This window comes from Pectobacterium actinidiae (assembly GCF_000803315.1).
Lineage (GTDB): Bacteria > Pseudomonadota > Gammaproteobacteria > Enterobacterales > Enterobacteriaceae > Pectobacterium > Pectobacterium actinidiae.
Window position 1 is genome coordinate 3,100,722 of the sequence record NZ_JRMH01000001.1, and the last position, 20,606, is coordinate 3,121,327.

General features: G+C 52.5%; 23 protein-coding genes. 4 read left to right on the forward strand and 19 right to left on the reverse strand.

Going from position 1 to position 20,606, the window contains the following annotated elements:
* Nucleotides 1–21: 21 nt before the first annotated feature.
* The gene (locus KKH3_RS13280) at nucleotides 22–1,209 is read left to right on the forward strand and encodes an MFS transporter (RefSeq protein WP_052201341.1); all 1,188 of its coding nucleotides are present in this window, start codon (nucleotides 22–24) and stop codon (nucleotides 1,207–1,209) included.
* 273 nt (nucleotides 1,210–1,482) lie between these two features.
* Here KKH3_RS13280 and KKH3_RS13285 read toward each other — a convergent pair whose 3' ends face one another.
* The 3 genes from KKH3_RS13285 to KKH3_RS13295 all read right to left on the reverse strand — a co-directional run bounded on the left by KKH3_RS13285 (nucleotide 1,483) and on the right by KKH3_RS13295 (nucleotide 3,997).
* Nucleotides 1,483–2,274 (reverse strand): NPP1 family protein, encoded by a 792-nt coding sequence (locus tag KKH3_RS13285; protein WP_039360375.1) that lies wholly within the window; start codon nucleotides 2,272–2,274, stop codon nucleotides 1,483–1,485.
* A 570-nt stretch (nucleotides 2,275–2,844) separates the two neighbouring features.
* Entirely contained in the window at nucleotides 2,845–3,606 is a 762-nt protein-coding gene (locus KKH3_RS13290; RefSeq protein WP_039360376.1) for a hypothetical protein, read from the reverse strand.
* Between the two features lie 124 nt (nucleotides 3,607–3,730).
* Nucleotides 3,731–3,997 carry a hypothetical protein gene (locus KKH3_RS13295; protein WP_039360378.1) on the reverse strand — a complete coding sequence of 89 codons (267 nt, stop codon included), beginning with the start codon at nucleotides 3,995–3,997 and terminating at the stop codon, nucleotides 3,731–3,733.
* A gap of 524 nt (nucleotides 3,998–4,521) precedes the next feature.
* Between KKH3_RS13295 and KKH3_RS13300 the strand changes: the two genes are divergently transcribed.
* Nucleotides 4,522–5,061, forward strand: a complete 540-nt coding sequence (locus KKH3_RS13300) for a hypothetical protein (protein WP_039360379.1) — start codon at nucleotides 4,522–4,524, stop codon at nucleotides 5,059–5,061.
* A gap of 103 nt (nucleotides 5,062–5,164) precedes the next feature.
* On the opposite strand, the gene KKH3_RS13305 is transcribed toward KKH3_RS13300, so the two are convergent.
* From KKH3_RS13305 to KKH3_RS13330, 6 genes are all read right to left on the reverse strand, one after another.
* A complete protein-coding gene (locus tag KKH3_RS13305; RefSeq protein ID WP_039360381.1) occupies nucleotides 5,165–5,737 on the reverse strand; it encodes an alpha/beta hydrolase in 573 nt (190 codons plus the stop codon).
* Between the two features lie 60 nt (nucleotides 5,738–5,797).
* A complete protein-coding gene (dbpA, locus tag KKH3_RS13310; RefSeq protein WP_039360383.1) occupies nucleotides 5,798–7,180 on the reverse strand; it encodes an ATP-dependent RNA helicase DbpA in 1,383 nt (460 codons plus the stop codon).
* Nucleotides 7,181–7,300: 120 nt separating this feature from the next.
* Nucleotides 7,301–8,035 carry a molybdate ABC transporter substrate-binding protein gene (locus tag KKH3_RS13315; protein WP_039360385.1) on the reverse strand — a complete coding sequence of 245 codons (735 nt, stop codon included), beginning with the start codon at nucleotides 8,033–8,035 and terminating at the stop codon, nucleotides 7,301–7,303.
* Entirely contained in the window at nucleotides 8,032–8,802 is a 771-nt protein-coding gene (locus tag KKH3_RS13320; protein ID WP_039360387.1) for an ABC transporter ATP-binding protein, read from the reverse strand. The genes KKH3_RS13315 and KKH3_RS13320 overlap by 4 nt, the downstream gene beginning before the upstream one ends.
* A 1-nt stretch (nucleotide 8,803) precedes the next feature.
* Nucleotides 8,804–9,823 (reverse strand): FecCD family ABC transporter permease, encoded by a 1,020-nt coding sequence (locus tag KKH3_RS13325; protein WP_080756542.1) that lies wholly within the window; start codon nucleotides 9,821–9,823, stop codon nucleotides 8,804–8,806.
* Nucleotides 9,820–10,884: an ABC transporter substrate-binding protein gene (locus KKH3_RS13330; RefSeq protein WP_039360389.1), complete on the reverse strand. Its 1,065-nt coding sequence runs from the start codon at nucleotides 10,882–10,884 to the stop codon at nucleotides 9,820–9,822. Before KKH3_RS13330 ends, KKH3_RS13325 begins: the two co-directional genes overlap by 4 nt.
* A 335-nt stretch (nucleotides 10,885–11,219) precedes the next feature.
* Between KKH3_RS13330 and KKH3_RS13335 the strand changes: the two genes are divergently transcribed.
* Both KKH3_RS13335 and ypdK read left to right on the forward strand, forming a co-directional pair.
* Nucleotides 11,220–12,245 (forward strand): LLM class flavin-dependent oxidoreductase, encoded by a 1,026-nt coding sequence (locus KKH3_RS13335; RefSeq protein WP_039360391.1) that lies wholly within the window; start codon nucleotides 11,220–11,222, stop codon nucleotides 12,243–12,245.
* A gap of 357 nt (nucleotides 12,246–12,602) precedes the next feature.
* The gene (gene ypdK / locus KKH3_RS22310) at nucleotides 12,603–12,677 is read left to right on the forward strand and encodes a membrane protein YpdK (RefSeq protein ID WP_099606229.1); all 75 of its coding nucleotides are present in this window, start codon (nucleotides 12,603–12,605) and stop codon (nucleotides 12,675–12,677) included.
* 140 nt (nucleotides 12,678–12,817) lie between these two features.
* Here ypdK and KKH3_RS13340 read toward each other — a convergent pair whose 3' ends face one another.
* The 10 genes from KKH3_RS13340 to gspF all read right to left on the reverse strand — a co-directional run bounded on the left by KKH3_RS13340 (nucleotide 12,818) and on the right by gspF (nucleotide 20,605).
* On the reverse strand, nucleotides 12,818–13,663 hold the full coding sequence (locus KKH3_RS13340; RefSeq protein WP_039360393.1) for a prepilin peptidase: 846 nt from the start codon (nucleotides 13,661–13,663) through the stop codon (nucleotides 12,818–12,820).
* A gap of 88 nt (nucleotides 13,664–13,751) precedes the next feature.
* Nucleotides 13,752–14,498, reverse strand: coding sequence for a type II secretion system protein N (locus KKH3_RS13345; RefSeq protein ID WP_039360395.1), 747 nt, complete (start codon nucleotides 14,496–14,498; stop codon nucleotides 13,752–13,754).
* Nucleotides 14,488–14,982 (reverse strand): type II secretion system protein M, encoded by a 495-nt coding sequence (gspM, locus tag KKH3_RS13350; protein ID WP_039360398.1) that lies wholly within the window; start codon nucleotides 14,980–14,982, stop codon nucleotides 14,488–14,490. The genes KKH3_RS13345 and gspM overlap by 11 nt, the downstream gene beginning before the upstream one ends.
* Complete coding sequence (gspL, locus tag KKH3_RS13355; RefSeq protein ID WP_039360400.1) at nucleotides 14,979–16,256, reverse strand: type II secretion system protein GspL; 1,278 nt, start codon at nucleotides 16,254–16,256, stop codon at nucleotides 14,979–14,981. The genes gspM and gspL overlap by 4 nt, the downstream gene beginning before the upstream one ends.
* Nucleotides 16,253–17,239 carry a type II secretion system minor pseudopilin GspK gene (gspK, locus tag KKH3_RS13360; RefSeq protein WP_039360401.1) on the reverse strand — a complete coding sequence of 329 codons (987 nt, stop codon included), beginning with the start codon at nucleotides 17,237–17,239 and terminating at the stop codon, nucleotides 16,253–16,255. The genes gspL and gspK overlap by 4 nt, the downstream gene beginning before the upstream one ends.
* Nucleotides 17,236–17,886: a type II secretion system minor pseudopilin GspJ gene (gene gspJ, locus KKH3_RS13365; protein WP_072034533.1), complete on the reverse strand. Its 651-nt coding sequence runs from the start codon at nucleotides 17,884–17,886 to the stop codon at nucleotides 17,236–17,238. The genes gspK and gspJ overlap by 4 nt, the downstream gene beginning before the upstream one ends.
* Nucleotides 17,886–18,251 carry a type II secretion system minor pseudopilin GspI gene (gene gspI / locus KKH3_RS13370; protein WP_039284733.1) on the reverse strand — a complete coding sequence of 122 codons (366 nt, stop codon included), beginning with the start codon at nucleotides 18,249–18,251 and terminating at the stop codon, nucleotides 17,886–17,888. The genes gspJ and gspI overlap by 1 nt, the downstream gene beginning before the upstream one ends.
* Nucleotides 18,248–18,814: a type II secretion system minor pseudopilin GspH gene (gspH, locus tag KKH3_RS13375; protein ID WP_039360405.1), complete on the reverse strand. Its 567-nt coding sequence runs from the start codon at nucleotides 18,812–18,814 to the stop codon at nucleotides 18,248–18,250. The genes gspI and gspH overlap by 4 nt, the downstream gene beginning before the upstream one ends.
* Nucleotides 18,815–18,890: 76 nt before the next feature.
* Nucleotides 18,891–19,346, reverse strand: coding sequence for a type II secretion system major pseudopilin GspG (gspG, locus tag KKH3_RS13380; protein ID WP_052201342.1), 456 nt, complete (start codon nucleotides 19,344–19,346; stop codon nucleotides 18,891–18,893).
* 32 nt (nucleotides 19,347–19,378) lie between these two features.
* A complete protein-coding gene (gene gspF, locus KKH3_RS13385; RefSeq protein WP_039360407.1) occupies nucleotides 19,379–20,605 on the reverse strand; it encodes a type II secretion system inner membrane protein GspF in 1,227 nt (408 codons plus the stop codon).
* Between the last annotated feature and the right edge of the window lies 1 nt (nucleotide 20,606).

Here is a 20,606-nt window from a genome sequence, read left to right on the forward strand (position 1 = left end):
TAAGCAAAAAGCGAAATTTCAATGTCACAACATCAACATGCTGAATTGCATCCCCATTCACGCGCGCTTCGTGTTCCTGGCGCGGCTTATGTCTTGACGTTCTGTATCGGCGTGATTGGATCCAATTCGCTACTCATGGGTCCCATCGCTCCCGAGATAGCACTATCGTTCAAGAGCATCGCCCAGTCAGTGATGCTGGCGTCGGCCGCGTTTGGTCTGGGAACCGCGCTAAGCGCCCTGTTTTTAGCGCGATACATCGATCGATTTGGCGCTGTTAGGATGTTGAAGAACGCCATGACCCTGCTGGTCATTGCCTTACTTTCCAGCGCTATTGCTTCTTCCGTCGAATGGCTGATAGCCAGCCAGCTCGTTGCCGGTATTGCATCCGGCGTCGCGATTCCGGCGATTTACACCACCGCTGCTGCTATCGCTCCCAAGGGATTGGAAAATAAAACCACTGGCGTTGTTCTTACCGGCTGGACATTAAGCCTTGTCGCCGGCGTTTCACTCGCGTCGATTCTGGCAGAACAGTTTCACTGGCGTGTCGTTTATCTGGGGATCGGCGCGCTTGCCGTTTTGGCTATCGTCATCCTTTCCCGTCTGAGTAATCAGGATGAAAATATCACGCGAGCCTCATCATCACCGCTTGCGGCACTGAGCGTGCCCGGCGTGAAATCGCTATTGGCTGCGTGTGGCGGGTTCATGACCGCCTTTTATGGGGCTTACGGCTATCTGGGGGACTATCTGTATAGTGAACTGCATCAACCGCTCAGTGCTAACGGCCTGATTGCGCTTTGCTACGGTATCGGTTTTGGCTCAGCGGCTTTTCTGGATTCGATGATAAGCAAAGTAAACCCTAAAGTGGCAATGCCATCCTCATTCCTGACAGTCGCCACGGTGTATCTCATTTTTGCCCTGTCAGGAAATAGCCTGCCAGTTATCTGCATTCTGATGCTTTTTCTTGGCACCGCTAACCACCTGTGCGTGAATTTACTGATCACTGGACTAAACACAACCGATACGTCGAAACGCGGTGCAATTATGGGGCTTAACAGCGCGGTTACCTATTTAGCCGTCTTTATCGGGAATACGCTTTTTGGTGCACTCTACCTACATTGGGGTTATACAACGGTGCTATATGCGGCGGTAGGTTTTGTGGTGATGTCCATCCTGTTCACCGTACAAATTCGAACGACCAGAAAGCGCTGAATGGCATTAATACCTTTTATCTCTTATCCAGCAGGATTTTTTGTAGCGGCACACTGAATGTGTGCCCCTGACAAGACTAGTGCAGCCCCGTCACGACTTCCCACGATACCAATATCACGTAGAGTGTGTAATTAGGTGAGCATATTTCAAGGACAGATTGCTACTGATGATTATCAAAATCAATATAAAAATCGCTATATGTCGAAAAACGCGTAGCAGGAAAAAACCTAATAATGAGAGGTATAAAAAATTATACCTCCCTTACCGTCATAACTATTTCGACGCCGTTAAACTAGCAGCCGTAAATTCTGGATAACCAGCTGGCCGACCATTATTCAGGTTAGTCAGGAAATTACTGTCTTTAAGCGGAATCGAGGCGGAACCATAGTCGAATGCATTTAATCGGTTACGCAGTTCTTCGTTACTAATACCGTCACCTGACATCGCATACCAGCTGACAATATCCGGCGTCACAAAGTTGCCGTAAGGGTTTTCCGCCTGTTCATTTGTTTTGGCAAACCGGAAAGCGTGCGTTAACGCACCGTCTTTGTGGTACACAAATTTTAGGTGACCGCCCTGCTTATCGATATTCGCTGCGGCTTCCGTCGTCAGTTTGCCGTGTGCACTGAAGCTGCCATGCGTTACTGCGCCGTTTTTAGTCCAGATGGCAACATGTTCCCAGTCATGTCGATGACCCGTATTCAAACCGCCCACTACCTGATCTTTTAAGAAATAGAGCGCATAGAAGCTACCACAATAGCGAGAGCCACCGGAATCAATACAGGCGTATCGGTGCAAGGTATTTGACGAGTCGAGAAAATTCCCCCATCGGCACCCGCCTGTCAGACTTCCTGTCGGCTTCAAACCACCGTTTTGTAACCCGCCTCGGCTAAACCCGGCACTGGGCAAACAGCCGTCACTGTCGAAATCAAATACCGGCGCAATCTCAAGCGCATTAATGCCTGACGGTAGCGCTTGATCCAACTTAGAGAAATTATCCGCATGCGCAGAAAAAGCGACACACAATATAGACATCGCCATGATCGTTTTCTTTCCTGAAAGCATTTTCACTCCTTTAGCAGAAAATAGCCCTTTTATGGACTCGTACCTTTACAGTTACAATGAAGATATATGCCCGTCATACTTCAAGTTGCATGTGCGTTGGCTGCGCTACTCGGCCCACTTGCGTGGATCTCGCCCCGTAGGGGCCGCTGCAAGCAGCGTTCAAATCTGCTCTGGCAGATTTGTCAGTCACCCGAATCACTTATCTGAGTAAGCTCATCGGGATGAAATGAGAGACATCCTGTCTCTCACCGAAGGCCAGCCATTGGCTGGTCAAATTCGTTCCCGACGAATTTGTCCTTCTCTTGCCGCGTTATTCGGCCTTATGGCCTCACCCCTTCGGGGTCAGCGCAAGCGCTGTTCAAAACGCTAGCGTTTTGTCCTGAAACTCGAATTATTTAGGGTATAACGTAATATTGACAAAAAAATTAAGGCGGGAATATTTTTAACAAGAAAGGCGTGGAAATAAAAATCATTTATTTCCAACAATGAACAAAAACATATTTAGCCTGCAAAATAATACAGGGTATTTATCTATGAAAAGCCGCTAACGTTCCTAATCCGTTCGAATATTTACTCACTAACTACATCATAACGCTGGCTTGCCTCATCAAAACGGTATTCCAGCAGAATATCGCCTCCACCGTGGGAATAGCAGTTCAGCATGATGCTGCGATTGTCTTCACCATTTTCAATATTCATATAAACAGGTGTCATGAAGAAACCAAACTGACATTGTTGAAAATCAGGCTGGAGAAGCTGATCGACATTGCCGCTCTTCTTGTTAATCGCCTTGATTCCCTCAACGACCATTCCTGCATCGCTGTTTTGATACACGCCGACGAAACTGTGAGTCGCCGTTTGCCCCCAGAAAGGAACATCGACCTGCCCTTCGACCTTGGCGGGCTGTTCGCTATCGTCAAAGGATGCCACACGCCGCAGGCTAACATCATAACGCGCCTTCCCATTTGACCACTCGCCGCGAAGTTCTTCCCCTACCTCGGTCAATTTAAAGGGGCAGTGAGTCATATCGATGCCGGACTTAACGCCCTGAACGATATATTTATCGTAGTCCTGCGGGGTATGGATTTCGCAGATTTCAAGCGAAGTCTCGGAGAGTCGCCCATACAGAGGGATCGGCGCTCTGTATTTATCGTAAAAGTAGCTCCCAAGCAGATTTTTATCTTGCTCAATACTGTATTTCTGCAACGAAAAATGAACCGGATAAGGCCCAATATGGCCTTCGTAATTGCTCACGACGTACCAGCCAGCTTGCGCTCCCCATGTTGCCGTCCACAGTCCACAGGCTATTAAGGTTGATATCCCTGCTTTCATACATTCATCCTGTCTACCCGCATATTTTAAGCCACTGATGTGTTAGCTTTTCTGCAACTCGCGTTGTATTTTTGGTGTGTCAATCATGACACCGCATCATTCAAAAACAACTTAGCGTATCAGGCTAATCATGGTGGCAGCAGGGGCAGATTTCTACCTCAGATACCGTCATGGCGGTTGTGCCTTCGCAATCCCATTCGACACGGACGGGCTGCGCTTCCTGCCCTGAGTGGTGCAAATACTTATCGACCGGGACTTCCGTCATACCGGTAATCATCTCTGTAGCGATAAGCTCATCACCAACAAAAACGCGAGCAGTTGCCAGTGAGGCTTCGCGCGTTTCGCCAACTTGCCGATACAAATAATTAACCGTCAGTTTAATACTGGGCATAGCACGTCTTAACAGGGAAAAAACAAGAAAAACAGTGTATCGCGTTCCCCCGCACTTGTAGAGCATATATGAGGCAAGGGTTATCACTACATCACGCTAATACCATGATAGTTTTATATTTTTTAAAAATGGAGAGGTTTGGTCACATAAATTCGCACGATTGGTAATCAAAAAGTTAAATCTTATGCCTTTTGGATATTAATGAAGCAGAAAAAACAGCCGATACCTTTTCTGATAGGGTGTTTTTTTAATGCAATTGCATTTTGCATAAATAGTGTTTGGCATAAATACTTTTTACATTAACTGTGTTCTCACTGAACCATTTTGTTAACGTCATAATGTTGAACAATAGGAAATTATCTCCAGCAGATTGTCCCGTCTTCCACGGAAGACAATTATCCTGCTTGTGTTGGTGACCTGAATTTTAACGATTACGATATTAACGTCTGTGGTTTTAATACACTGAAGTAACTCACTGGTAAAACCATTACCAGCATTAAATAGATATAAGAAGGAGTTATACTGTGGTGATTCCAGATATTCAACTCGTGAATGCGACTACCCCGGCAACCATGCCTCCGATTGGTGCGGCTGCTAACCCGACTGTCGTTGCAGCTATCAGCCCGGGGAATAAAACCGACACATCAACAAACTCCGACTCTCAAAATATGCCGGGTTCGAACGAGAGCACCAAAGTTACGCTCTCTTCTCAAAAGAATCGCACTGCGGAAGAAAAAGAGACGCCTCCGCCAGAGCAGGTTAAGACACAGCAGAAAGCCGCCACCGAATACTCGCTGGCAATGACGGGTATTCCTTTGTACAACGGCAAACTCATTTCCGTAGTGAAGTACCCGGATGGTAATTCTGAAATGTTCGATGCCTTTACCGGACAGCGCATCACACAAGAAGACCTGGCACTCATGGGCGCACTTCATAGTTCTGGTGGCGAACAGGTATTACATTTTGAAAGCAAAACGTCATATAGCAATTTATCTGCTGCCGAAGTTTATCAGCAGATTCAGGAAATGCTGCATGGCTCAGGCGATCAAGAAGCGGTTTCTTAATAAAAACAGATGCCAAGACAACTATATTCATTGCCCTGGCATTAAAGAAAAATATAACGTTATCTTAATAATGTAATATGACTATTTGATGGAAACTGTCCGATTAATGAGTATCAATGAGCGCCTCTGAGAACTCAGCGAGTCTTGTCAGACCATATTCCCAGGGACCAAATCCCGCTTCTGCATTAATGTGCCCAGCCTCACCAACATCAACCAGTTCACTGTCCCACGCATGCGCCCAGTATTGGGCGCGAGTGAAACTCATCAACGGATCGTTATGACTGGCAAATGTCAGTGCCGGAACCGATAGCGGTGCCGCCTGAATGCGATCGTCAATCTCAAAACGCATCGGTTCGGCAGGTGCCACCAGCATCACACCGGCGATCCCTTCCTGACCCTGCTGCACAACGTGACAGGAAGCCAGCGCACCAAAACTGTGGCCGATCAGAACCACGGGCTGTGTACAAACGCTAAGTTCACGACGGATCGCCAGCACCCAGCGATCCAGATCGGCCTGATACCATTCCCGCTGTTGTATACGGTGCCAGTGAGGGAAACGCCGTTCCCAATGGCTTTGCCAGTGTTCGTCATCGCTGTCCCGCAATCCTGGTACCAGCACCATCGTTAGCTGCTGGCTCACTTCCGTTAGCCGCCGATCGATTTCTGTTGTCTGCATCCGCTCTTAACGCTCCTGTCTGTTAGCCGTGCCCCTTCTGTCTGGTATATCAGCCACCGATTACTTTAACAATCTGGCCTTGCAGCTTTTTCCTTTGATTTTGCCTTTCTGGAGCTGCTGCAACGCGCGTTTGGCGCTGGCTTTACGGATAGCGACATAAGCATGCAGCGGGAACATATCAATTTTCCCCACTTCCGCCGCTGTTAATCCTGCATCGCCGGTTAACGCACCGAGGATATCGCCGGGACGAATTTTGGCTTTTCTGCCACCATCAATGCACAGCGTCATCATCTCAGGTTCGAGCGCAACCTCGCCACTGCGGCCAATCTCATCCGCCGGAGTCCATTTAATACGCATACCGAGATAATCTTCAATCAGATTAGCGCGGTTCATTTCCTGTGGTGTACACAGGCTCACCGCTAGCCCCTTCGTGCCCGCACGACCCGTTCTGCCAATGCGATGAACGTGAACCTCAGGATCGAAAGCCAGCTCAAAATTCACGACCAGCTCCAGCTCTTTGATATCGAGACCGCGAGCCGCAACATCGGTTGCCACCAGCACACGGCAACTGCGGTTAGCAAAACGCACCAGAACCTGATCGCGATCGCGCTGTTCCAGGTCGCCATGCAGCGCTAATACGCTAATCCCACGCATGTCCAGCGCGTCAAATACGCTTTGGCAATCACGCTTCGTGTTACAGAACACTACGCAGGACGAAGGCTGATAATTACCCAAAATGGCAATTAACAGCGGCAAGCGCTGCTCTTTCGTCGTCTCATAGAAACGTTGTTCAATGGCCGACTCTTCTACACCGTCTGCAATCTCGAAACGTTGCGGCTGACGTTGAACGCGTGCGCTGATCCGCTCGATCTCTTCTGGGTACGTAGCGGAAAATAGCAGAGTTTGACGATCGGGCGGCGTATAGGAAATCACATCATCAATCGCGTCAGTAAAACCCATATCCAGCATGCGATCGGCTTCATCCAGCACCAGCACTTTCAGGCTACCTAGAGACAAAGACTGCTTGCGTAAATGATCCTGAATACGTCCCGGTGTCCCGACAACAATATGCGGAGCATGAACCAGCGAATCGAGCTGCAGCCCCATCGGCTGACCGCCGCACAGTGTCAGAATCTTAATGTTTTGCGCAAAACGCGCCAGACGACGCAGCTCTTTGCTGACCTGATCGGCCAGTTCGCGCGTCGGGCACAGCACCAGCGCCTGCGTGGTAAAGTCGCTCACGACAATGCGATCCAGCAACCCAATGCCAAATGCTGCCGTTTTGCCGCTACCGGTTTTCGCCTTGGCCCGCACGTCTGCGCCGCTCAGAACGGCTGGCAGCGTCGCCGCCTGGACTGGCGTCATGTCGGTATAGCCCAGTTCATTAAGATTAGATAACTGCTCTGCGGGCAGCGCGAGGGAAGAAAAAGAGGTTGTACTCACAGTGATTACTCTACCAAGGACGAGATAACGAAAGGTGACGCCGAGCTAAAGAGCGGCGCAGATATGCCGCAATCATAGCAGAGTTCGTCATCGTTGACCGATTTACCTCCCATTCTGCGACTAAAACAGCGAGGCGAATCCTTCGCTCATCAGAAAGCCTTGTCCTTCAGGAGATAAAAGGTAGTTCGCCAGCAGCCGCGCCTCACGCCGGGCAGGCTTCATCACGGCCAGCATGTACTCGGCATCAATACGATAGGGAGCGGGTAAATGAACCACATGCAGATCCGGTTGATTGAGCAGTAACGGCAGATAGCTGGCATAGCCAATGTGCATATCGCTCTGCCCGGTCCGAATCAGGTAGCTCCCCGCCGTCATACCAGTTGGGATGGCATGGTCAAGCGCTCCGCCCACCAGTGGTTTCGCTTTGTCGCGCAGTTGATTTCCCCATCCCCGATGCAGATGTTCGATGCGATCAAAGAGTTGAAACGCATAATCCCCACCGGGATCGCTGCCGGGCGTTGAGGTTGACAGCACAAAACGCGGGTCACGCAGCGCCATCAGCCAGGATTGCGTAGTCAGTTCCGGCACGTTACGCATCACAATACACAGGTGGTTGCGCGTAAACACGATGGTTTCCTCCGCCAGTCCCAGCGCTTTCAAGCGTAAAGGGTGCGCGCAGTTCGCCGAGGCGAAAATATCCACCGCATCGCCGTGCATCATTTTTTCACTCAGTAGCCCCGCCGGGCCGAAAGTCGGCGTCACGTCTATCGCATAACGTTCGCTAAATGTTGCCAACAGCGGAGCGAATGCAAGGCGCAGACTGCCAGCCGCATACAGGCGAAGGGGAGTAGTCATAGTGGCTCCGTCATGGTCAATATCGATATCAGCGCATAATACGGCTGCGGCGCGATGTCCACACAGACCTGACGCATCGGAATGCCGTACAGCCGCGACAGGTTATCCTCCGTGACAACCCCATCACAGCGGCCATAAAGATAGTGCTGATTATCCATCAGAAGCAGCGCTCGATCGGCAATAGCCAGCGCGTGAGAAGGATCGTGCGTGGTCAGAAGAATGCTCAAGCGCTGCGTTTTAGCCAGATGCTTCAATAATCGCAGCACCTGCGCCTGGTTTTGCACATCAAGCGCCGCCGTCGGTTCGTCCAGAATCAATACCTGACACTCCGAGGCCAACGCACGCGCAATTAGCACGAGCTGCCGTTGCCCGCCGGACAACGCACTAAACTCACATTCAGCAAGGGAGGCGATTCCCAGCATGGTGAGTGCATTTAGAGCAACGCTGATGTCATGCGCAGAAGGCATGGCAAACAGCCGAACACGCGCAGCACGCCCCATCAGCACCATATCCAGAACGCTATAAGAAAACGGCGGCGTAAATATCTGTGGCACAAAACCAATGTGTCCATCACGCAGGATCGTCCCGGAAAGCGGTGATAAATGCCCCATCAGCGTATTCAGCAGTGTCGTTTTTCCTCTGCCGTTCGCGCCCAGAATCACCGTAATTTCCCCTTCCTGACAGCACAGATTCAACGGTGAAAAAAAGCCCTGCCCCTGTTGGTAGCCATACACCAATTCTTCTGTCGATAACCTGATGGTAGGCATATTAGCGTCCTCTCCCCTGTCGCTGTGTTTTATACAACAGCACGGCAAAAAGCGGTGCGCCGAGTAACGCAGTCAGAATACCTAGCGGAATCTCCGCCTCGCTGAGATTCCGCGCCAGATCGTCCACCAGCACCATAAAGCCTCCACCCAGCCAGAGCGACACGGGCAGCAAGCGACGATGATCGGCACCTACCAGCATGCGTGCGACATGAGGAATCACCAGACCAATCCAGCCAATACTCCCGCTGACCGCCACCTGAGCGGCGACTATCGCGGCACACAAGCTCAAAATCAGCCAGCGCAAAGGCGATACGGCGACACCCAGCGCACGCGCATCCTGCTCGCCCATCGACAACACGTTGATGTGCCAACGCAGCCGCAGCAGTAGCCCGCCGGCAAGGCCTAGCGGCACCGCCATTGTCATCAGCGAGTTCCAGTGTGCGGTAGCAAAGCTGCCTAACAGCCAGAAAACGATGCTCGGCAATTTCTCTTCGGTATCCGCCAGATATTGCATCAGGCTAACCAGCGCACCAAAAAAGCCGCTGAGGATGACGCCGGCCAGAATCAGGATCAGCACATTCTGTTTGCCGAATGCGGCGGCCATCATGAAAATCAGCAAGAGCGCCAGCATGCCGAACGTAAACGCAGACAACAGTAAAAACAACGGCGTCCAGCTTAATAGAATCGCCAGCGTGCCACCGAAGGCCGCGCCTGCGGACACACCGATGATATGCGGATCGACCAGCGGATTACGGAAAACGCCTTGCAGCGTGGCTCCGCTCAGCGCCAGCGCCGCGCCTGCACACCAGGCTAATAACACGCGGGGTAAACGTACGCTCCACACCACTTGCCGCTCGATATCCCCAAGCAAGGGATTGTTGCCAGACAGCGGCTCGACAAGGATCTGGATGATGCGCCACGGGGATAAGCTAAAACGCCCTATCCCCAGTGAACACACGGCAATCAACAGCGTGGACACCACCACCGTCAGCAGCGTGATCCGGTAGGTGCGATAACTCATTGTGCCGCAGAGGCGTCCGCACGGTAGTCCATACGGTAGAAGCGTTGGTAATACGCGTCGGCGGCTTTTTGCATATCGATATCGGTAAAGCGCTCAGGGTACAGCTTTTTCGCCATCCATAATTCGCCAATCGCTAATGCTTCCGGCATCGGGTACCCCCAGGCTTTGGCGTATTCCGGCATCAGATACACATGATGCTGTTTCACCGCATCAATCGCCTGCCAGGCCGGATCGTTGACGATCTGCGTCACGACATCCGGGTAGCGATCCTGCACGAAAATCACCTGCGGATTCCAGGCCAGCACATTTTCAATCGATACCTGTTTAAAGCCTTTTATTGAGGCTGCCGCCACATTCAGCGCCCCTGCATGCGACATCATCAGGCCGGTATATTTTCCTGAGCCGTAGGTTGTCAGGTCTGGGTTAGCCATATACACGCGAATTCGCTTTTCTTCTGGAATAGACTCCAGACGCGCACTCACCTTTTGCCGCTGCGTAAACGTAAAGTCGATCAGCGCTTCCGCCTGTTTCTGGCGCTCAACGACGTCACCAATCAGCCGAATCCCTGCCTTCAGCCCTTCGTTATATGCCGTGTTTTCATCGCTCATCGTAGGATTGATTTTGTCGGCTTCTCCCGGCTGATCCTGACGCAGCGAGATCGCCACGACCGGAATGCCTGTCCGCTCAATCTGCGCAATCATTTCCGGCGGCGCATAGTTAGCGACAAAAACCACCTGTGGCGACAGCTTTAGCAGGCTTTCAATATTCACCTGTGTGAGATCGCCCGGCATCGGTAAATCCACCAGACGCGGAGCGAGCCGCACATAATGCTCGCCCAGTTGCTTCTTCCAACTGGAAAGCACACCCACTACGCTCTCTTGTGCATCCAACTGCACCAGCAGATTTAAGGTTTGATGCTGTAACACCACCACGCGATTAACGTGATCGGGAATCGTGACATTACGCCCCAGTTGATCGGTCACCTGACGCGCCGCCCAGGCATTGGAAAACACCAAAAACAGCCCGGCAACCCACAGCGTGTAGCCAAATTTCTTTATCATGTTGGTATCCTGATTTTCGCTATATATAAAATGATACAGCGACAGCGAGAAAGAAAATACTGATCTCGCTCATAATAATATTTAGATACCAATTTTGGGGTAGATAATCCCGAGTGGATTATTTCCTAAATAACAGGCGCACTATTTACGTGAACACAGCCAAAATCCCTGACAAAAAAGCGTATTTATCCTGCTAACGTTTGGTCAGATAAACTGAATTATTACGTTAAAAAAATGATATTTATTCTCACTATTAATCGCGTAGAGTGATCCCATCACTGAATTTGCAGAACCTTGCTGTGCAGAGCGAGCCTGAATATAAGGATAAATACCCTATGAAGAAAATCGGCTTTTTATCATTCGGCCACTGGTCACCGTCACAGCAATCTGGCACGCGTTCAGCGGCTGACGCACTACTGCAATCTATCGACCTTGCCGTTGCCGCTGAGGAACTGGGCGCTGACGGCGCTTATTTCAGGGTGCACCACTTTGCTCGCCAGTTGGGGTCACCTTTCCCACTGCTGTCTGCGATTGGCGCGAAAACTAAAAACATCGAGATTGGCACTGGCGTCATCGACATGCGCTACGAAAACCCGTTGTACATGGCTGAAAACGCCAGCGCCGCCGATCTGATCTCTGGCGGACGCTTGCAGCTCGGCATCAGCCGTGGCTCGCCTGAACAGGTGATCGATGGCTGGCGCTACTTTGGCTACCAGCCGACAGAAGGGGAATCGGAAGCAGATATGGCGCGGCGTCATACCGAAGTGCTGTTGGATGTGCTGCGTGGCGAAGGGTTTGCAAAACCGAATCCGCAGCCCATGTTCCCGAATCCACCAGGTCTGCTACGTCTGGAACCTTATTCTGAAGGGCTACGTGAACGAATTTGGTGGGGTGCCGGATCAAATGCTACGGCGGTATGGGCGGCGAAGCTGGGCATGAACCTGCAAAGCTCCACGTTAAAAGATGATGAGACGGGTGAGCCTTTCCATATCCAGCAGGCACAGCAAATTCGTGCCTATCGTGCAGCCTGGGCTGAGGCGGGTCATACACGCACACCACGCGTCTCCGTCAGCCGGAGTATTTTTGCACTGATGGATCACCGCGATCGCGCCTATTTCGGCGGAAGCAGTAATGATAGCGACAAGGTGGGTTTTCTGGATGAAAACACGCGCGCGATTTTCGGCCGTAGCTATGCCGCCGAACCGGAAGCGCTCATCCAGCAGCTCAAACAGGATGAGGCGATTGCCGAAGCAGATACGCTATTGCTAACGGTGCCGAATCAACTGGGCGTGGATTACAATGCGCATGTGATCGAATCGATCCTGAAACATATCGCGCCCGCGATGGGGTGGAGAGCGTAGGCCTGCGACCTGACTCATTCAAGCCTATCCAATAGGCGTCAAACCAACGATAACAGCGTTAAGGATCGGGGAAATTGAGGGGCTATTTTTACTCAAATTTTCCCGGTTTTTTCAGCCTCTGAAACGGCTCAACGCTTTTTAATGCTATTTTGAAAATATAGTTTCTGGACCTCTTGAATTCCCCCCCTCACTCGGCGTAGATTTAGCGCCGATCCCGTCATAACTGGTGTGACTCTGGTGATGACAACGGGAAAGATTACCCTTCGGTGATATAACCGGCAGCGTAATTATTTCCTTCCATAATAAAACGCACAATCGGGATCGTTGCTGGCGTGGTTTCTGCTGGAGAACAAATCGGTGAAGTATTTTTTTATGGGTATCTCATTCTGTTTAGTCGTTTGGGTGAGTACCTTTATGCTGATGGTAGAATAACCGGTCATTTGCCTGACAACGCTTTTATTCGCTGAAGGGCATAGAGAGATAAAAAAGGCTGATGGTATTTATACCCTCAGCCTATTTTTATGCCTGCCGAACGGTGTTCAGCCGATGATTCGTATTGCTTTCGTTATTCTCTACAGATTGAATCCGTTCATTATTACGCCGAACACACCGCCCATCGCCAGCCAGGGCCCAAAAGCCAGCGGTTTAGCCGTATCCTCTTTACGCAACACGCGCCAGATAAGCGTAACAACCAGCCCGCTCAGCGCCGCCACCAAAACCAGATTTGGCAATGCCTGCCAGCCTAGCCAGGCACCCAACGCAGCCAGCAACTTAAAGTCACCGTATCCCAACGCTTCTTTGCCCGTTGTGTATTTGAATGCCCAATAAAGTAGCCACAGAGATAAATAACCGGCCATCGCGCCAACTACGGCATCGTTCAATGAGACAAATGTCCCCGACAGATTAAACAGCAGCCCCATCCATAGAAGCGACAGCGTAAGCACATCCGGTAGCAACAGCGTTTTTATATCAATAACGGTCAGCACCAACAGGAAGGACAGCAAGATCAACGCCCCCCACAGCGCCATACCGGGCTGCCAGAGCAAACCCGCCGTCAGAAAAGCCAGCATGGCGATCGCCTCCACCAGCGGATATTGCACAGATACCGATTGATGGCAGCAGCGGGATCGGCCACGCAACCACAGCCAACTGAATAGCGGGATATTGTCTTTTACCGCAATAGCCTGCTGGCAATGTGGGCAAGCCGAAGGCGGCCACCACAGGTTGTAGCGCGTATCACGCCCGGAATCGGCGGTGCCCGTTTCAAGCGCGATGTCCTGCCGCCAGCGACGCTCCAGCATAATCGGCAAGCGGTAAATCACCACGTTCAAAAAACTGCCAACAATCAACCCCAACACACCCAGCGCTCCAAACCACCACGCCGGAAACAGCTGTGCGAATTCCCTTAAATCGTCCACGTTAGTCCCTGATTGTTGATAAAGAAACGGTATGAATGAGCGGTTTATTTTGTGCTCGACGATGCAGCAATGACAACGCTTACCGCTATTACAGTAGCCGCCCCTGAAAATTCAGCGTTCTGACACCCTGTTCATCGGCTTTACCCGTGGTTGCCAGCAGTTTTTTCATCGTCGCGGGCAAGTCATTCCCGCTGCTAAGCCGCCCCGTAAAACGATATTCGCCTTTCGGGGTAACGCTGCCTTTGCCAGACAATTGCAGATGTGAGGAGGTCTGCCGCAGGCTCGCTTCTAGCGCACCTTGTTGGCAGCGTAACGTGGCCTGTGGCGTAGCGAGCACCAATCCCCCCAGCGGTGTCTTGACCCGTGCTCCCTGCCAGGTGATGTTGGCATCCAGCGATTGGCAGCCTGAACGGTCTACCGTCGCCTCCTGTAGATTGAGCTGCACGTTTCCTTCAGCCCCGATGGGTACAATAAAACGCATATGGCTGAATAAATAGCTCGCCGGTACAGAAAGCTGCCATTGATAAAACTGCGGCTGCTGCCAGCCGCGAATGATCCCGCTGCCTGCAATGCCCTCTGGTTTTTTAAACGCAATCTCCAGCGCGGGCATAAAATCCGAGAACGTGATATTCCAGTGCATATCATCCAGCATTAACGTGCGCCAGCGAAACCGTTGCAGGCTCCCCTGCCACACCGTTCCGGCGGCCTCCGCGATCACCATTCCGGCGGGCAGCGGCACGGCCGTAAGCAGACGGGCAGGCGCATAGCACACCAGGAACAGCCCATAGGCCAGAACCAGCACAATACCTGTACCGATACCGGACTTAAGCTTCATCCGTCCGTTCCAGCATCAATCTGGTAACATCTACGATTCCTGGGCTTTGCTCGACGGCATTCACATCCAGCGATATCACTTTCACGCCGTTTTTCTGTTCCAGTTCGCCAAGCCAGCGCAGCAGACTAGTAAAGTCACTCTGCCCCAGCGTCACCGATGCCTGACTGCCCTGTGGTTGTAAGCGCACGACGGTTAGTCCGTAACGCTTGGTACTTTGCGAAATCAAAATCGGCAGGCTGACGTCTCGCTGACTATTGTCCCCCTGCGCCTGATTTTCCTGCGGAATCGATGAGGCCTGTTTCTGCATCCAGTTGACCGTCTGTTGCTCGCGGGAAATCGTACGCTCCCACAGATCTTCCCGCTCCTGCCACGGCTGGAGGATAGCGTAATACACCACACAGAGCAGAAGCACCGCCGCACACACCACCATAAGCTGGCGCTCGCGCTGGCTCATCGCCTGCCAGCGTTGCCGTAATTCATTCATTGCTGGCTCCTTAATGTTACGCGGCCTTCAACCCGATCGTTTTCCTGCCGCATCTCTCCCGCCTGTACCTGATAATAAGCGGCAGCCTGCTGCTGAAATTGCTCTAGTTCCTGATAGGACGTGCCCTGCAACGCCAGCCGGAATTCGCCCGCAGTGCCGTCGTAAGACAGCGACTGAATTTTGATCGCGCTATTCTGTGTCATAAGCTGCTGTAAGGGGGTCAATTGATCGACCAGTGCTTTCCCAGTTCCTCCGGCTGCCGTGCGTTGCAGGTGCTGCTGCATCTGCGCGCGCGGGTTAACGACATTCGTCTCAGAAGGGAAAATCTGCCGATAGACGCGCACGCTTTCCTGCCGCCAATGCTCGGCCTGTTGATAAAGCTGATAGTGTGCCCAGCCAGTATCCGCCACGACAAGCAGGAGGTAACAGGCAAATGCGATCCCAACGCCGCGCCACGGCAGCAGGGTGTTTTGCCAGGCTTTATCCGGCGCATAATCGCCTTGCCGCAGATCGACCGAGGCAGGTAACTGCGCCGTTGCAGCCAGCGTGAAGAGATCTGTTTCGGGCTGTGCCTTCCATTCGCCATCGTCTTGCCACTCGTACTGCGACAGCTCACCGCCGACCGATACAGCGCTATAGCTGTATATTGCAGGCAGCGGCATAGACGCTTTCAGTAGGTCACCGCACCAGGAGGATTCCGCCGCCATCGCCTGACCCGTCGGCTGACGAAACAGCCACATGTCATCATGCTGCAACGCACTCCAGCCATCCTGGTGTTTCGGCAATACGCGGGCATCGGGCAATAACATATTGACGCTGAGCCCCAGCGCATCGCACTGTGCCAACCAACGCTGCATCCGGTTTTTTTCCACCACGGCAACCGTGCCGTCGTCGCCATGAATTTCCAGCACAGCAAAATGCAGCTTTTCTATTTCCGTCGCCAGTTGGTCTTCCAGCATGAAAGGCACGACTTGCGCCAGCTGACGCCGAGCCTGCCGGGGCAACGTCAGAGTATAAAACGTCACGTCAGTGGCCGGAACCAGAACGCGGGTAAATGCCACGGACGGATAACCCGCCAGCGCCTGACGAACCTGCTCTACGCTACCGCGCCCGTAACTCAGTAAACTTTCCCCATTGGATGAACGCACCTGCCATTCGATCTCCCCCTGTTCTTCCACCGGAAGACGAACAATGAGGCACGGATGTCGAGCGACCGTTCCTTTATTTAATGGGGTTTTTGCGGCTTTTCGCTTCCATTTTCCCGCTATTTTCATGGATTCACCGTCCTATATCCTCCATATTGCCGCTGCACGACCTGTATCTTTTGTCCACTCAGATGAAGCAAGCTACGTTGATGAAAATCGCTGTCGCCGACACGCACCTGAAGTTTTACAAAGAACCATTCACTTTTTACTGTCAGCACTCGCTGCGCGGTATTTTTACTGTTCGGGGGCAATAGCCCGGTTTGTTGCAGAACCTCAAGGCTTGCCCACCCCATACGTGGCCGCTGTTGCACCAGCGCTTTTGCCTGCGACATCGTCATTTCATTGAGGAACAAGGCGGATAACAGCGGGGCATCAAATTCAGTTAGCGTGTTGATATTAATGGACATCGCATCCACTGGCAGCGCACAGACATAAGGCAATAGCCGACGATAGAGATCGCTGTCCATGCCATATACTGCACGTAATTCGCTGATTTCACTCATTCTCTGATTAGCGGTACGATAAGGCACTGGCAACGTGGCATAGACGTCGTCCTCCGCACCGTTCGCCGACGGATAATTATCCGCATCAATCCAGTCGCGCACCGCCGCAGTGATTTTTTCTGCACGATCCGCATCTTCGCCCAGATTTTTCAATAGCAAACGGAAAACCTGCGCTGGATAAGGTGTCTTCACCAGCGTGCTCTCGTTATCCACGCCTTGATTGATCGCATTCAGATTAAAGCAGGTACGCGCATCGCTAATTTGTCCAATAATCTCCCCGCCATCGACCGGGAAACGCTGCTCCGGCTGCGACCAGCTCTGCCCGGCAAACGTGCGCCCCGGCATATTCCGCGCATCGCGCTGTAATATCTGCCCACTTAGCGTTTCCGCTCCCAAGGCATACCATTTCGCCTGCTGACGGCTCAAATGACTTTCGGTACGCAAAAACGCTTTACCTGTGCGTTCCGTAATCACCGCGGCAATCGTCACCATTAATGCCAGAATCAGGAGCACTACCAGCAGTGCCGCGCCGCGCTGACGCGACCTCATTTCACCGGTCCGGTGGTAATCAAAAATATACGCGACATTTCTCCGTAATCCCTTAAGGTCAGCACCACTTCAATCCCTTGTGGCAATTGCGTACTGTTGTCCCAGCGATCGCGCCAGGTTTTATTGCTGAAAAAGCGTAGACGGAAGCCATCGACCTGCGTGAGAAGCGGTTTTACGCCGGGTTCGAGCCCCTCAATCGGATCGGGAGTCACGTGCGTTAACCGTTCCAACGTGTGTTCCCGTAGCCGGTAGGCTACAGGCTGAAGTTCAGAGCGCGGCAGAATACCAAACGGGTTCTGCCAGCCATTGCGCATAAAGCTAACGCCCCAGTCATCACTTTTTAACTGATCGCGACCGGCGTAAAATATCGAGGTACTTCCTCTGCTGCCGCGTGCGATCATCTGGGAGAAATCGTTGTCCATTTGTGAAAACGCGCGCTGTATTTCAGCCAGACGCTCGGCCTTGCGCTGCGAAATTTCGTCATTACGCATCACACCATTCAGCACCTGAAACGCACTGAGACTCAGCGCCGCAAAAATAGCGATCGCCAGAATCATTTCCAGCAGCGTAAAACCCTGCTGGCCTTTGTGTCGTACAGGCTCTTGCGACCGTCTTGTTTGACTACACATCCTTGTTTTACTACACATTATTGCTTCACCACATAGGTACGCAGGGAAGCATCGGCGGCAAAAGCATCTTTATTACGTCGCACTTCTACATCCAGCGCTTTGGTCTGAGGGTCACCCGTTTCTACGCCCTGCCAGCGCCAATGCCAGCGCAGGCCAGCGAACTGCGTTTCGCCTCTCACCCACGACGCTTCCGGCCAGCGTTGTTCCAGCCGCAGTTGAACCTGCTGGTTTTCCGCCACCCAGCCTGCAAATGTCTTCTCTTCCAGTCGGCTCAGGCTACTTGCCTGTCTGGCCGTCGTTTGTAAAACGGCAATGCCCGCCAGCGCAAAAACACTCAGCGCGACCAACACCTCCACCAGCGTCATCCCTTTCTGTCGTCTCATCGTTTCTTACCCTGACTCATCGAGGTCACAAACCGCCCGTTGCTATCTACCTGGAGCCAATTCGAGAGCGCTTTGTTTTCAGACTTGACGAGCAGACGGAAAGGGGTGATTTCGCCACCGGGCAAAATCAGGATATCGGGGTCTTCACCACTCTGCGTTTTATCCACTTTTTTCCCATCGGCCTGAAGCAACTCAAGCCGCAATGCATCGGGCAGCGTCGCCGCTGCGCTCACTCGATGCGGTTGCCACGGCTGCCACTGATAGCCCTGCCAGCGATCGCCGCTCGGGATCGGCGTCCCTTCCGATGCCGCAGGTCGCTGGAGTTGATAAAACTGCCAGCGATTGGGATGGATACGAACACCCAGCATGTATTCGTTAACCTGACTGCTTTCAGCGGCAAACTCTAGCTGCGCCTGAAAACGAGCCAACTGCCAGGCGCTGTCATTTTGGCGCTCGGGAGGAAACGCCATGACCACCATGCCAGCCGCGATGCCAGCCAGTAACACGACCAGCATCATTTCCAGCAGGGTGAACCCCTGCTGCTTCCTCGTTGACCGCTTCATTGCGCTTTTGCCGTCCTTTTCCCGCCGCCATCGATAGCCACTACCCACAACCCATCGGCAACAAAGACCGACGTCTTTATTTCTTATCAAGATTCCAGTTGCCGATGTCATCTTCCGTTCCCGGCATGCCATCTGGCCCCAGAGAGAAGATATCCAGTTTGCCGTGCTGACCAGGATTCAGCAGTTGATAATCCGTGCCCCACGGATCCTGCGGCAGGCGGCGAATATAGCCATCGGCGGGATAATTACGCGGTTCCGGCTGTACCGTCGGCTTCGTTACCAACGCCTTCAGCCCCTGTTCTGTGGACGGATAGCGGTTGTTATCCAGCTTGTACATGTCGAGTGCGCTTTCCAGAGACACAATATCGCTGACGGCTTTTTGCCGATCCGCCTTTTCCTTATTCCCCATCAGATTCGGCACCACCAGACTCGCCAGTACGCCGAGAATGACGATCACCACCATAATTTCCAACAGGGTAAAACCACGCTGACCATAACTATGCTGCCCACCACTACGCTGAGACTGTTGCATCCTTACTTTTCCTCGTTCAATTGTTGGTTCTCTTACGAACTCATTAACGTATTCAGTTGCAGAATCGGTTGTAAAATCGCGAGTACGATAAACAACACCACCGCCGCCATGCTCACCACCAGCAGAGGCTCAAATAACCCCAGCGCCAGCGTCATCTGCGAACTGAATTCCCGATCCTGATTATCCGCCGCCCGTTCCAGCATGCTGTCCAGCTCGCCGCTGCGTTCACCGCTGGCAATCATATGGCGCATCATTGGGGGGAAAAGCGCCGTCTGTTCCAGCGCTTTGTGCAGGCTGACGCCCTCTCGTACCGCATCCGTCGCCAGAGAGAGTCGATGGCGGGCATAGTCATTGCTCATGACATCGCCGCTAATGCGCATCGCTTGTAACAGCGGCACCGCACTGGCGTTAAGAATACTGAGCGTTCGTGCATAGCGAGCCGTATTTAAGCCACGCGCTATGCGGCCGATGAGCGGTAAATGCAGCAGGCGTCGATGAAAACTGACGCGCCGCTTTTCCTGCCGCAGCATCACGCGAAACGCCATAAACCCTGCCAGAAATGCCAGCAGCATCCACGGCCCAAACGTGCGTACAGCATCGCTCATCCCCATCAACACGCGGGTTGAAAGCGGCAACGCCTGCTTCATATGAATAAACTGCTCGACAACTTTCGGCACCACGACAGACAGCAAAATGCTGACCACGGCAATCGCGACCACGGTTAGCACACACGGGTAGATCATCGCTTGCTGGATGCGACTGCGCATCTGCTGGCGCTGCTCGGTGTAGTCCGCTAACCGGTTCAGCACGGCATCAAGGTGACCGGACGTCTCGCCTGCGGCGACCATCGCGCAGTACAGCCGTTCAAAGCTACTGGGGAAGCATTTCATGGCATCAGCCAGCGAGTGACCTTCCATGACCTTGCTGCGCACCGCCGCCATCAATTGGCTCAGATGTGGCTTTTCGCTCTGTTTTGACACTGCATCCAGCGCTTCCTCCAGCGGCAACGACGCCGCCACCAGCGTAGCCAACTGGCGAGTCAATAGCGCCAAATCTGAGGTGCTGATCCGAATTTTGCGGCGTAGGGAAAATCCTGTGGAACTGGATTTCTGCTGGTCACCGCGGTTTTCATCAACCGACAGCGGCACCAGCCCGCGCTCCCGCAATAGCTGACGCGCCTGTCTGGCAGAGTCGGCCTCCTGAGTGCCACGGCATTTTTTCCCCTGCGCATCCAGCGCCTGATAGTGGTACTGTGCCATC